The following is a 12,699-nucleotide window of genomic DNA, read 5'->3' on the forward strand; positions in this document are numbered from 1 at the left end:
GCCTCCGACTATTCGTCGGACTGAGACGCCAAGACGATCAGGGCAGTGCTTTTTTCAATGGCACGGGGAGCGATCTCCTGGTCGCCGTTGAAGCGGGCCACATCGCCTGCCAGCAGTTCGTGTGTCTCGTCGCCAAGTTCCAACTCGATTGCTCCCTCTATGAGATAACAGACGATCTCGCGGTCGGGATGTGAGTGAGATGCGACTTCGCCACCCGCATCGAGAGTGAGCCTGATCGTCTTCGGTTCTTCGTCGGGGAAGACGTTGGCGTGGGGCTGTCCGTTCAGTTCGTCGAGGGTGTGTATCGTCGTCATTTATTAGTGGGATCGAACTCGCCGGTTCGGAGTCCCCGACGGACCGGTTCGTGTTCGGCATCAGTCGGCGGTGGTGCGGTGACGAGCAATGCTTCGAGCCGCGAATCGTCGTCGGCTTTGATGCCCCGATCAGTATCGGCTTCGACGGTCACAATGTCTCCCGATGCGACGCGATGTTCCTCGTCACCGTCGCGAACGATCCCAGCGCCGGACCGAACGTCGATCAGCACGTCACTGGACGGTGCGTGAACCGGAATAAACTGTCCCGGTTCGAAGTAGCCGCAGACGACCTTCATCCGATCGCTCCGGAACACTTCGGCCGTCGAGAACGTCTCGTCGTCGTACGTCCGTTCCGCGTCGAAATCGATGGCAGTCATATTGAGTCACCCGTTCGCCAGGTGTCACTGCCGATCGGTCGGACAGCGGATCGCGTACTGACGGCTGAGGACTCGACTGTTTGATACTCTTTAGGTTGGCCTAAACTCATGCACATCAGTATGTAGCGGGGAAGCACAATAGGGTTGAGTCGAACATGTTCCCGTCAGATCGGGCCTATCGACGAATTAGTCACTCTCATTCGTATCATCGGCCGGCAGGACCTCGAACGGTCGCATCATGTCGTGGTCCTCGTGTTCGATCATGTGACAGTGCCACATGTAGTCACCCGTCTGATCGGTGAATAGCCCCTCGTATTCCCCGAAGTGCGCGATCACGTGAACCACGTCGCCCGGATCGACGCTGACCATATCGTTCCACCCGAGTTCGTACGACTCGGGGTCGTCGAGCGCGTCCAGATCGATTTCGTCTTCGGACGGGTCGTAGTCGGCGGCCGACTGTCGCCCCAACACCTGGAAATGGACGAGATGGAGATGCATCGGGTGTGACATCCCGGTGAAGTTGGCGAGACTCCAGACCTCGGTGTCCCCGAGCGTCGGGGTCTCGGTGACCGGGTCCGTGAGGTCGAATCCGGTCTTCTCGTTGCCAGTCCCGAGCGCGTAGAGCGGGCGACCGTACTCGTCCGATTGCCGGGCGAGCGTGAGGTAGCGTTCGTTATCGACAGAGTCAACCGGAATGTCGGGCACCCGCGTCAATTTGTCCGGGAGTCGCGTGGACTGCGGGTCGCCCTCCGCCGCTGCCACGTCGACGAGCATGACCTCCGGAAGGGGTTCAGCGTCGTCCGCCTCGATCCCACTCGTGCCGCGATACTTCGCCGGAGCGTCGTTATGCAGGAGCAGGGTCTCGCCCGCGTACTCGCTGAAGTCGACGACGACGTCCGCACGCTGACTCGATCCGAGTTCGAGGCGGTCGGCGGTCTCGATGGGCTCAGAGAGGAGCCCGCCGTCGTTACCGATCTGGACGAACGGCGGACCCGCATCGCCCGTGTCGCCAGATTCCTCGTCGTACTCGAGCAATTTGAGGTCGTAGTATCGGCTGTTGGCCCCGTTGAGCAGGCGGAACCGGTACTGTTCGGGATCGACGGACAACCGGGGCCACGCCTTCCCGTTGACCGTCGACGTGTCACCATAGAACTGCGGGACGATGCTCGGGTCGGGGCGTGAGTCGTCTCCGTCTCCCTGTGTAGCCGGGGTAGCCGTGGGGTAGTACAGCGAGCCGTCCTCGTTGAAGCTCCGGTCCTGGAACACGAGCGGAATTTCGTTGTCGCCCGTCGGGAGGTCGAGCGCTCGCTCGTGATCGCTCCGGAGCAGATAGAACCCGGCGAGGCCGGCGTAGACGTTCAGGCGCGTGATACCGAGCGAGTGGTCGTGGTACCAGAGGGTCGCCGGCGGTTGATCGTTCGCGTAGTAGTAGTCTTTCTTGTCGAAGTCGGGACCCGTCTGCTCGAAGTTGCGGGTGAACCACGCCTGCGGTTTCCCGTCGCTCTCGTGTTCGACGTTGCCACCGTGGAGGTGCGGTACGACGCGGACGCCCGGTTCGTCGTACGGGACGATGTCCCCGTGGATCGTCGGATCTTCCGGGAACAGGTGTTCGTCCGGCAGGTGATTCTGCCACCGGACGTAGATCGGTTCGCCCTGCTCGGCCTCGATCGTCGGACCGGGAAACTGACCGCCGTAGCCCCACAGCGTCGTCGGCGGGAGGTCACGGTGGAGCCTCTGTTCGATCTCGGCCATCTCCACCTCGTAGCGGGGCTGTCCATCCCTCGTTCCGCTCGGTTCGATGACGCCTGGGCGAGGTACTTCGTCGACCCACCGCTCGAGATCGGGCGACGTATGACTCGCGTTAGCTGCGCCGTCGGTGTCTTCCGACTCGTCTGCAGCTACCGGGGCACTGATACTCCTCTCGGAACAGCCTGCGAGCGCCGCGGTACCGGTGATACCCACGGCCGCGAGAAACCGCCGCCGTGCAACGTCGCTTCGGGAGTGGCTAACCGTGTTCTCCATTACGTACGACCTAGCCGGGGTATTCGGTTAGGGGGGCGGACAAACCCCATTTGGTGAAGATCAGTTCGAACATGTTCGGCTCAATACGCATTCGGGTGCGTCGAGAACGGTTGATCGCATGCCAGACCTCGACGTTCGCGAGATCCCGCCGGTGAACCGCCACGACAAGATCCACGAGGAGTTCGACGAGATGGCCCCGGGCGAGACGCTCACCATCGTCAACGACCACGAACCGAAGCCGCTGTTCTACGAGATGGCCGCGGAGGTCCCCTCGTTCGACGAGGAGGCGTACGAGGTGCGACAGAACGCGCCCGACGAGTTCGTCGCGGAGTTCCCGAAGGCCGAGGAGTAACGTTATCGACGGCAACGGCGGCGTTTTCCGGAATGATCGCTACGTCTCGTCGTCGAGCTCGAAGAGCCGGCTGATCGCGTGGATCGGCACTCTATCTGTCTGACCTGCTTGCTCCAGCGTTCGCTCCGGCGGCGCGGTCAGCGCCTCGACGAGCGCGGAGCCAAGCTCTCGAACGGTCTCGCGCTGCTCCTCGGTGAGGTCACCGCGCGCGTCGAGCGCCGAGACGGCCTCCTTGACCTCTCGTCGTTCGACCTCAGCGGTCTGACGGCGGAGCCGTTTCCGGAGTCGCTCAGGATCGGGAGACGATTCGGACCTATCGGTGCTCATACCCGAGGGTCGGTCGGCACCGGGGTGCGTGTTCTCCCGAACGTATTCGGGGGCGGAACCGGCGTCTCGGCGTCTCCCGAACATGTTCTTTCGGAGGTGTCTTCTGTTGGAACGAAGTTGCTCAACGTGATGCCCGACTCCCAATCGATATACGAATCTATCGGCGGCCGAGAGGCCGTCGAGGCCGTCGTCTCGGACTTCTACGACCGCGTCTTCGATGACTCCGTGCTCGAACCGTATTTCGAGGACGTCGACCGCGAGGCGCTGTACGCCCATCAGGTCCAGTTCATCAGCGCGGTCGCCGGCGGCCCGGTCTCTTACGAGGGCTCGGACATGCGTGCGGCCCACGAGGGGATGGGGGTCACCGAGGAGGCGTTTGGTCGCGTCGCGACCTACCTCAGGGAGGCGCTCAGAGAGAACGGCGTCGGCGAGGAGAGCGTCGAGACGATTCTTGCGGAGGTCGGCGCGCTTGAACCCGACGTAGTCGGACAGTAACTCGCCCGGGTCGGTCCTCGCTCCTCCGCGATCGGAGGTCGGCCTACACACTAAAGTTCCCGCCGCGAGACGTGTCGCCATGGACTCCGCTCGCTTCCTGTTCGTCTCCGCCGACACCGCGCTGATCACCGACCTCGCGTGGCAGGTCCACCGCGAGGGCCACGCCGTGAAGTACTACATCGAGGCCGAGAGCGACCAAGAGATCGGGGACGGATTCGTTCCGAAGACCGACGACTGGGAGGCCGAGGTCGACTGGGCCGACGTCATTATCTTCGACGACATCTGGGTCGGTTCCGGCGTCGGAACCGGTGCGCTCGCCGAAGAACTCCGCGAGGAAGGGAAGGCCGTCGTCGGCGGCACGCCGAACACCGACCACCTCGAAGAGGATCGGGGATACGCGATGGACGTTCTCGAAGAACACGGCGTCAACACCGTCGAGCATCACATCTTCCACGATTTCGACGAGGGTATTCAGCACGTACAAGAGAACCCCGCTCCGTACGTCATCAAACCGCTCGGCGAAGTCCAGAACGTCAAGCGGCTTCTGTACGTCGGGAGCGAGGACGACGGGAGCGACGTCGTCGACGTCCTCAAAGCGTACAAGAAGGCGTGGGGGCACCGCATGAAGGGCTTCCAGCTTCAGCGCAAAGTCGAGGGCGTCGAAATCGCCATCTGCGGCTTTTTCAACGGCAACGAGTTCATCGACCAAGTCAACTTCAATTTCGAGCACAAGAAGTTGTTCCCGGGAAATATCGGTCCGTCTACCGGTGAGATGGGGACGTCGATGTTCTGGGCGGGTCAGAACAAGCTGTTCAAAGAAACCTTCGGCAAGCTCGAAGGCTGGCTCGCCAACGAGGGGTACGTCGGGAGCATCGACATCAACTGCATCGTGAACGAGAACGGGATCTATCCGCTGGAGTTCACCCCGCGGTTCGGCTACCCGACGATCGCGTTGCAAGAAGAGTCGATCGAGTCGTCTACCGGCGAGTTCTTCTACGACCTCGCCCACGGTAACGAGCCCGACGTAACCGTGCACAACGGCTATCAAATCGCCGTTCGAGTCGTCCTCCCGCCGTTCCCGTTCGACGACAAGAAGACGTACGACGAAAACTCTCGAAACGCGGCCGTAGTGTTCGAGACCGAAAGCAGGGACGGAATCCATCTCGAAGACGCCAAGAGTGTCGACGGCCAGTGGCGGGCCGCGGGCGACAACGGGATGCCCATCGTCGTGACCGGAAAGGGCGAGACGATGCAAGCCGCTCGTGAACAGGCGTACGACCGCATCGACGACATCGTGATGCCGAACATGTACTACCGTGACGACATCGGCGAGCGGTGGGTCAACGGCGAGGGCGACCGGCTGCTCGCGTGGAGCTACCTCGGGCCGGGCAGGGAGTGACGCCCGAGGAGCCGAACCGACGCCGGGAGCCGGAGCGGTGAATCGACCGCCGTCGCTCCACGACTTTTTAACCGTCCGGGTCCACCAGTCGCGGTATGGCGAAGTACTCGACGGGCAGTGGCGGCGGCGGCGACGACGGCGACGCCTGCGAGCTCTGCGGGCGCGAGACCACGAAGCTCCAGCGGGCCACGGTCGCCGGCGCGAAGCTGCTCGTGTGTTCGGACTGCCGGCCGCACGACGACGCGGGCAACGCGCCGGCGAAACGGGGGCGTTCGGGCTCCGGCGGCAGTCAGGGCGGCAGTTCAGGCGGGAGCCCCGGCGGCGCCAGCGCGGACTCCGGCGGACCGGAGAGCCGGAAGAAGGAGCTCGCGCAGAAACAGGCGAAGATGTACGACTCCGCGACCGGCGACTCCAAGCACTGGGAGGAGGGCGGCACGAGCTACGAGTCCGACCGGCTCCCGTACCTCGTCTCCGGCTACGGCGACGACGTGAGCGCGGCCCGACAGGACGCCGGCCTCACCGTCGAGGAGCTCGCCGAGGAGCTCGACCTCGACGAGGACGACGTGTTCGCGGTCGAAGACGGGCGGGCCGCGACGGCCGGCGTCGGCGGCTCGGTCGTTCGTGCCCTGGAGGAGCGACTCGGCGTCGACATCGTGGACGAGTGACTCGCGCGGGGCGAGACACCTCGTCGACTGACACCGCCTCAGAGCCGAACGGATCAATTTGTCGGCGCCTGACGACCGGACGATGAAGGCGATCAAGGACAGGGTTCACGGCCACGTTCGGCTCGGCGACGTCGCCGCCGAACTCGTCGCCGGCTTGCGAAGCACGGAGCGCCGCCGCTGGACCCTCGGCGTCTACTGCCCGCCGGAGCACGTCGACACGGTCGGCGCCGCCGCGCGCGACGTGCTCGGACTCAGAACTGCCGGTTCAACGGGTTAAAAGGGTATTCTCGGTATTGAGAGGGACAGTCAGTCCGTCACCGGTCCGGCTCAGCGCGCAGCGCTACTCCTTGGGGGGCGCCGGAACGGTGAACACCGGCCGGTCGCTCCCGAGGATGACCTCTTGGGTCACGCTGCCGAAGACAGCCTTTCCCGTCGGACGCCGCTTTCGGCCGGAGACGCAGATCGCGTTCGCGTCGACGTCGGCGGCGGCCGCGAGCAGTTCGTCGGCCGGATCGCCGCTCGCCTCGTAGTGAACGCAGTCGATGCCCGCGTCCTCGAGCAACTCTCGAGCGCGTCTGACGGCCGATATCTGGTTGACTGAGGCGGCCTCGGGGTTGTTTTGGAACACGTGACAGAGATGCGCGGTCATCTCGCCGGCCCCGTGCGGGAGGTCCACGATGGCGTTCGCCTGCGCGATAGCACGCTCGTCCTCCGCGTTGTCGATTCCGATGAGCACGTCGTACATGTATCGACGTTCGTGGACGGGGATTATAAACGGTGGTAGCCGCTCTCAGATGCTGTCACCGACCGTCCCGCCAGATTTCTGTAAGTCGCAACCGACGATCGGAGTCCGTGAAGCGTGGTAAGACGCGTGCTTCGACGCGTGTAACAGGGCGATTTTGGGGGATCCCGACCGGGAGAAGAGTTAACTTGTCATCAATTGAGTGTCATTTATGAACAGCCGGCGAAACCTCTACACGGCCGCGTTTGTCGGAGCGTCATTATCGTATATTTTCACCGTTCTCGCCTTCACGGGCACGTTCGACGTGTTCCGGTGGTTCGTGTTCGCCGTCGTCTTTCTCGCATTTACGTACGGATTCGAGAGTTTCGTTGATTGGCAACTCGGTTCGGACTGATACGCACTGGTGCAGTGACCCCCCGTAGACCACGATGACGAGCGTGTCACGAGACTGGTGATCGCTCTGCGTCGCCCTCGAGTCGCGAGAGTCGGCGTCCCGTGCCGTCTCGAACCTCTCCCCGCGACGCCGTTTGGTCCCGTCCACTCACGTCGGCACCCGACTTGACGGCGGCAGCGCGTCATCGGACTTCCCCCATAATGGGGCCGTCCCGACGGTGCCCCGCTACGCCGTTTCGTACGAGACGACCAGTTTCGGGGCCGGAGTTCCCTCCGAGGAGGCGAAGTCCCAACCGTTTCTTCCGGACGGGACGAACACCCATCCCAAGTTGGCTGCGCCGTTGACCCACGCGTTGACGCTCGACGTGACGTCGACCGTGGTCGTTCCCACGGACGTCGAGCCGGTTTTCACGTCCGCGGACGAGTTCGCCTCCACCCCGTCGGTCTGAACGCCGTTCAGAAGTGACGCCCAGGTGTCCGACTCGGCCCAGTCCGTCTTCATCCGATGGAGCGACGCGCCCGACCCGCGGTCGACGGTCGAGAGTTCGAGTTGCGCCGACGTCACGGTCGCTCTCGGCGGCACCTGTCCGGTCCCGGTCCCGACAATGTCGCCGAATCGAACGAGCCCCTGAGCGTCGAACCCCGAGTCGACTGGGTCGTCCCTGTCGACGACGAGTGTCGTCTCGGACCCGTTATCGGCGTTCTGGGCCGCCTCCTGAAGGTAGGTGTCTCGAGTCGAGGAGTAGCCATTAGCCCCTTGCTGAAACGACGCACTCGCTCCGGCGGGCGGCGTGGGCGGCGTGGACGTGCTTGAGAATCGGCTGGCGAAGTCGAGATCGAAGGAGAACTGGCTGCGTCTGTCGGTCTTGTACTCGTTCCTACTCGGCGAGTAGGTCCGAACCGAGATACGGTCGAGTCCGCTCGATCCGCCGTCGGGGACGAATTTCACGAGACGCATCCATCCGTCGCCGCCGTTGGCGTAGTCCTGATAGTTCGAGAGCATCTCGTAGATCCTCGATCCGGCGTCGTTTGTCGACGTCTGATTCCACTGTCCGTCGGCGCGGTGGTAGTGGCCGTTGAGCATCATGAACACCTGCGGATGCCGTCGGATGAGGTTACGATAGATGTCGCGCCCGGAGTTCGCCCCTTTGCGGTCTGTCGCGTGGCCCTCGTACCCCACCCGATCCCACAGGTAGGCGTGGGTCGTGACGATCGTCGGAGTGTTCGGGTTCTGTGACAGGATGCCGTTTGCCCATCCCATCACCGTGTTGGCGTTCGAGACGGTCCCGGGCACTCCCCATTCCAAATCGAGGTGGAGGAAGTCGTAGCCGCCGGCAGAGAATCGCTGGTAGTGGGCGCGGTCGTTCGGTCCGGTCCCGCGGAACCAGCTACGACCCGAGTACCGGTTCCGCCCGAAATAGGTGCTGTAGTTCGCCGTGCTGGACGAGCGGTCGCTCGTCGTCGCGTAATCGTGGTTGCCGACCGTCGTCGCATACGGAACGACGCCGTCTAGCGTGTCCATCACACCGTCTATTCGCCGCCACTCGGTCGTGCTACTCCCGTTTTCGACGAGGTCACCGGCATGGCTGACGAAGACGATGTTCTCGGCGCTTTTGTTGTTCTTGATCCAATTCGTCTGCGCCGCCGCACGGGAGATGAGCGACGAACTCTCGGCGTACTTTTGCGTGTCGGGGAGGACGGCGATGGTCCACGGCGTCGCCGCCGTCGCCCGGCCGCTGAAGGACGACACGCCGAGCCCGACGGTTCCCACTGCACCGAGTCCCCTGAGAACGTCCCGACGCGGAACGCCTCGACGTCGGCTGTTCGTCGTCGAGTTATTTTTTGGCGAGTCGTTTGTCGGCGGATCTTTCGTTGGCGGATCGTTCGTTGGCGGATCTTTCGTTGGCGGATCGGTCGTCTCTTGCATAACTGTAACTTGTGCGTGAACTCCACTCTGCGGCAAAAGTGTTGTTCGCACAACACGTGACGGTCATCAGATCGTGAATATGTATACTTTTTTATGTGGCTGCAGTGTCACTATCATGAGATGAGTCAGAAGTCGAGCGGCCACCCGACGTCGAGTTGCTGGTCGCACCAGTGTCAGTCTGATCGTGTCGGTCGACCGCTCTCGGACGGACGAGGCCGATGGAAGTAGTCGACCTCGGAACGCTCGATGGGCGCGGCGTGAGCGAGGCAACGGACGTCAACACTCGCGGTATCATCGTCGGATGGAGCGAAACGGTCGTCGAGGGTGCGCAGTTCGTCCGCGCCGTCCAGTGGGAGGACGACGAACCGACCGCGCTCGGATCGCTCCGCGAGGACGGTCTGGGAGACACGGACGCGACGGGTATCAACGCTCGCGGCACAGTTGTCGGAAGCGCACAGGACTCCGACTGGAACTGGAACGCGGTTCAATGGGTCGACGACGAACCGGAACGACTCGAAGCACGGTCGGGAGAATCACGGAGTCGGGACAGCCATGCCACGGATGTGAATGCCCGTGGAACCGTCGTCGGTCACTTCGACGACGGCGACAGCGAGGTCCGCGCTTTTCAATGGACGGAGCGCGACGGGATGGTCTCTCTCGGGACGCTCCGTGACGACGAGACCGGACGGAGTGTCGCAACGGCGGTCGACGATGACGGCACCATCGTCGGGTACAGCGTGGGGAACGACGGACGGACGCACGCGTTTCAGTGGACGAAACGCGAGGGCATGACGGACCTCGGGACACTCTCTGGGGACGGATCGAGCGCCGCGTTCGACGTACAGACGGGAGCCGTCGTCGGGTGGTACGCAGAGGACGGCGAGTTCGCGAACCGAACCACGACGCGGTGGGACGGCGAGACGTTGGACAGCATCGGCACCTTCCGCGTCGACAACACGGGGTACAGTCAGGCGTACGGCGTCGCCGGTGACGTCGTCGTCGGCGCCAGTCAGGTGGATGCGGGAGGCAGTCACGCGTTCGTATGGGTCGACGACCGCCTGATCGACTTGGGGACGCTCAGCAACGACGACACGGGACAAAGTAGCGCCGCGGCCGCGAACGTACAAGGGCGTGTGGTCGGGTGGAGCCAGGTCGACGGCGGGAACAACCACGCAGTCCGGTGGACGTGGTAACGCCGGAGGACGTGCGAACGTCGCTCTGCGAGGTATCCGCGCAGCACCAGACTGAGCCTCCCACCCCTTTTAACCGATGCCCGACGAACGGGCCCGCATGATCACGGTCAAGGACACCGTCCACGACCACATCGAAATCGACGGTGTCGCCGCGGATCTGATCGATACCCCCGCCGTCCAGCGCCTCCGTCACGTGAAACAGCTCGGCACGGTCCAGCTGGCGTACCCCTCCGCGAATCACACACGCTTCGAGCACAGCCTCGGCGTCTACCATCTGGCGAACCGGGCGCTCGATCACCTCGGAATCGGCGGACAGCGAGCCGAGCGACTCGAAGCGGCGGCGATGCTCCACGACGTGGGACACGGTCCGTTCAGCCACAACCTGGAGTCGCTCACCCACCGGCGGACCGGGAAGTACCACGACGACGTCGCCGAACTGCTCGCGACCGGTGCGGTTGGCGACGTACTCCGCGACCACGATCTTGACCCGGACCGGATCGCCGGGCTCGTCGCCGGCGAGGGACCGTACGCCGGGCTCGTCTCGGGCGAACTCGACGTGGACCGCATGGACTACCTCGTGCGCGACGCCTACCACACCGGCGTCCCGTACGGCACCATCGACACGGAGCGGTTCGTCCGCGAGTTGACGTTCGTCGAGCCGGACGGCAACGCGACCGGTGACCGCCCGGACCGCGACGGCCCGGAACTCGTCCTCGACGAGGGGAACGTCCAGACGGCGGAGAGCCTCCTCCTCGCTCGCGCGCTGATGAACCCGGTTGTTTACACCCACCACGTCGCGCGCATCTCGAAGGCGATGCTGCGTCGGGCGGCGACCGACCTGCTGGACGCGACCGCGACCACGGCGCCCGAGCTTCGCCGCATGGACGACCACGACTTCCTCGCCGCGATCCGCAACTGTCCGGCGACCGCGGGACTCTCACGCCGATACGACGAGCGAGACCTGTACAAGCTGGCGGTGTGGGCCGAGTACGACGACGTCCCGGAGCGAGTCCACGAGGCGGACCACGCGACCGGAGTCGCCTTGGAGCGCGAGATTGCCGAGGAAGCCGGCGTCGACCACGAGCACGTGATCCTCGACGTGCCTCCCGAACCGTCGATGCGCGAGTCGACGGCCCGCGTGACGGTCAACGGCGAGATCCGTCGACTGGAGCGGCAGTCCCCGCTCGTCTCCGCGCTCCGGACCGCCCAGCGAAACCAGTGGCGTCTCGGCGTTTACGCCCCGGAGCCGGCCACCGACCGCGTCGGCCGCGCGGCCGCGGACGTACTTGGGCTCGATCCCGACGGGCTCGTGGCCGACGTACGGGGGGCGATGCCGACGACCCTCGACGAGTTCGAGTAGCGACCGATCCGCGTCTCAGCGACCCGTTCCCGTACCGTTTTAACCTCGGGCTGGCGACCGGGAGGTATGCAGGTTGAGGGGACGATACTCGTCGGCGAGGCGTTCGAACCCGTGGAGGGGCGGGTGGTCGTCGCCGACGGCGAGGTCGTCCGCATCGAGGAGGCGTCGGTCGAGAGCGACGACGTGGTCCTCCCCGCGTTCGTCAACGCCCACACCCACATCGGCGACTCCATCGCCAAGGAGGCCGGCGAGGGGCTCTCGCTCGACGAACTCGTCGCGCCGCCGGACGGGCTCAAACACCGACTCCTCCGCTCCGCCAGCCGCGACGAGAAGGTGGCGGCCATGGCCCGGACGCTCCGATACATGGAGTCGACCGGCACCGGCACCTTTCTGGAGTTTCGCGAGGGCGGTGTCGACGGAGTGAGTGCGCTCCGAGACGCAGTCGCCGGCGAGGGCGTCGACTTCGACGAGCGCGTGATCGAACCGATCGTGTTCGGCCGCGACGACCCCGACGTCCTCGGGGTCGCAGACGGATACGGCGCCTCAGGCGCCCGCGACGGTGATTTCGACGCCGTGCGGGCGTCGACCCGAGAGGCCGGAAAGCTGTTCGGGATCCACGCCGGCGAGCGCGACGCCGACGACATCACACCCGCCATGGATCTCGACCCGGACTTCCTCGTTCACATGGTCCATGCGGGCTCGGACCATCTCGACCGTCTGGCCGACCGCGGCACGCCGGTGGTCGTCTGTCCGCGCTCGAACCTCGTCACGAACGTCGGCGTCCCGCCGATCCGAGACCTCGCGGAGCGGACGACAGTCGCCCTCGGCACCGACAACGTGATGTTGGACTCCCCGTCGATGTTCCGCGAGATGGAGTTCGCTGCCAAGTTGGCGGACCTCCCCGCTCGCGACGTGCTCCGGATGGCGACGGTCAACGGGGCCAAAATCGCGGGGCTGAACCGCGGCGTGATCAAGCCCGGCGCCGACGCGGATCTGCTCGTTCTCGACGGCGACTCCGACAACCTCGCCGGGGCGCACGACCTCGTCCGAGCGATCGTCCGCCGTGCGGGCGCCGCCGACGTCTCACGGGTCGTAATCGGCGGCGAGGCGGTCGATGCGGCGGGAGACTGAAA

At 64.6% G+C, this 12,699-nt stretch carries 14 protein-coding genes; 8 read left to right on the forward strand and 6 right to left on the reverse strand.

Annotated features, from left to right (window positions below):
- Positions 1-8 precede the first annotated feature (8 nt).
- The 3 genes from ACNS84_RS12580 to ACNS84_RS12590 form a co-directional block, all read right to left on the reverse strand.
- Positions 9-314: a cupin domain-containing protein gene (locus ACNS84_RS12580; protein WP_435075217.1), complete on the reverse strand. Its 306-nt coding sequence runs from the start codon at positions 312-314 to the stop codon at positions 9-11.
- Entirely contained in the window at positions 311-691 is a 381-nt protein-coding gene (locus ACNS84_RS12585; protein ID WP_435075218.1) for a cupin domain-containing protein, read from the reverse strand. The genes ACNS84_RS12580 and ACNS84_RS12585 overlap by 4 nt, the downstream gene beginning before the upstream one ends.
- Positions 692-877: 186 nt before the next feature.
- Positions 878-2,713 carry a multicopper oxidase family protein gene (locus ACNS84_RS12590; RefSeq protein ID WP_435075219.1) on the reverse strand — a complete coding sequence of 612 codons (1,836 nt, stop codon included), beginning with the start codon at positions 2,711-2,713 and terminating at the stop codon, positions 878-880.
- A 118-nt stretch (positions 2,714-2,831) separates the two neighbouring features.
- On the opposite strand from ACNS84_RS12590, the gene ACNS84_RS12595 reads away from it, so the two are divergent.
- Positions 2,832-3,065: a DUF2249 domain-containing protein gene (locus ACNS84_RS12595; RefSeq protein ID WP_435075220.1), complete on the forward strand. Its 234-nt coding sequence runs from the start codon at positions 2,832-2,834 to the stop codon at positions 3,063-3,065.
- Between the two features lie 39 nt (positions 3,066-3,104).
- Here ACNS84_RS12595 and ACNS84_RS12600 read toward each other — a convergent pair whose 3' ends face one another.
- Positions 3,105-3,392, reverse strand: a complete 288-nt coding sequence (locus tag ACNS84_RS12600) for a glutamyl-tRNA reductase (RefSeq protein WP_435075221.1) — start codon at positions 3,390-3,392, stop codon at positions 3,105-3,107.
- Between the two features lie 129 nt (positions 3,393-3,521).
- Here ACNS84_RS12600 and ACNS84_RS12605 point away from each other — a divergent pair, with 129 nt between their 5' ends.
- The 4 genes from ACNS84_RS12605 to ACNS84_RS12620 all read left to right on the forward strand — a co-directional run bounded on the left by ACNS84_RS12605 (position 3,522) and on the right by ACNS84_RS12620 (position 6,228).
- Complete coding sequence (locus ACNS84_RS12605) at positions 3,522-3,887, forward strand: group I truncated hemoglobin (RefSeq protein WP_435075222.1); 366 nt, start codon at positions 3,522-3,524, stop codon at positions 3,885-3,887.
- A gap of 79 nt (positions 3,888-3,966) precedes the next feature.
- Positions 3,967-5,286, forward strand: a complete 1,320-nt coding sequence (locus tag ACNS84_RS12610) for a phosphoribosylamine--glycine ligase (RefSeq protein WP_435075223.1) — start codon at positions 3,967-3,969, stop codon at positions 5,284-5,286.
- A 95-nt stretch (positions 5,287-5,381) separates the two neighbouring features.
- Positions 5,382-5,951: a helix-turn-helix domain-containing protein gene (locus ACNS84_RS12615; protein ID WP_435075224.1), complete on the forward strand. Its 570-nt coding sequence runs from the start codon at positions 5,382-5,384 to the stop codon at positions 5,949-5,951.
- A gap of 58 nt (positions 5,952-6,009) precedes the next feature.
- Positions 6,010-6,228, forward strand: a complete 219-nt coding sequence (locus ACNS84_RS12620; protein ID WP_435075225.1) for a hypothetical protein — start codon at positions 6,010-6,012, stop codon at positions 6,226-6,228.
- A gap of 63 nt (positions 6,229-6,291) precedes the next feature.
- On the opposite strand, the gene ACNS84_RS12625 is transcribed toward ACNS84_RS12620, so the two are convergent.
- Both ACNS84_RS12625 and ACNS84_RS12630 read right to left on the reverse strand, forming a co-directional pair.
- Positions 6,292-6,696 carry a universal stress protein gene (locus ACNS84_RS12625; protein WP_435075226.1) on the reverse strand — a complete coding sequence of 135 codons (405 nt, stop codon included), beginning with the start codon at positions 6,694-6,696 and terminating at the stop codon, positions 6,292-6,294.
- 616 nt (positions 6,697-7,312) lie between these two features.
- A complete protein-coding gene (locus ACNS84_RS12630) occupies positions 7,313-8,857 on the reverse strand; it encodes a DNRLRE domain-containing protein (protein ID WP_435075227.1) in 1,545 nt (514 codons plus the stop codon).
- 374 nt (positions 8,858-9,231) lie between these two features.
- Here ACNS84_RS12630 and ACNS84_RS12635 point away from each other — a divergent pair, with 374 nt between their 5' ends.
- The 3 genes from ACNS84_RS12635 (at position 9,232) to ACNS84_RS12645 (ending at position 12,697) form a co-directional block, all read left to right on the forward strand.
- On the forward strand, positions 9,232-10,206 hold the full coding sequence (locus ACNS84_RS12635) for a hypothetical protein (protein WP_435075228.1): 975 nt from the start codon (positions 9,232-9,234) through the stop codon (positions 10,204-10,206).
- A gap of 97 nt (positions 10,207-10,303) precedes the next feature.
- A complete protein-coding gene (locus ACNS84_RS12640) occupies positions 10,304-11,566 on the forward strand; it encodes an HD domain-containing protein (protein WP_435075229.1) in 1,263 nt (420 codons plus the stop codon).
- 66 nt (positions 11,567-11,632) lie between these two features.
- On the forward strand, positions 11,633-12,697 hold the full coding sequence (locus tag ACNS84_RS12645; protein WP_435075230.1) for an amidohydrolase family protein: 1,065 nt from the start codon (positions 11,633-11,635) through the stop codon (positions 12,695-12,697).
- Positions 12,698-12,699: the final 2 nt, after the last annotated feature.

The sequence above is a fragment of the Halorubrum wangae genome (assembly GCF_051194135.1).
Taxonomy (GTDB): Archaea; Halobacteriota; Halobacteria; order Halobacteriales; family Haloferacaceae; genus Halorubrum.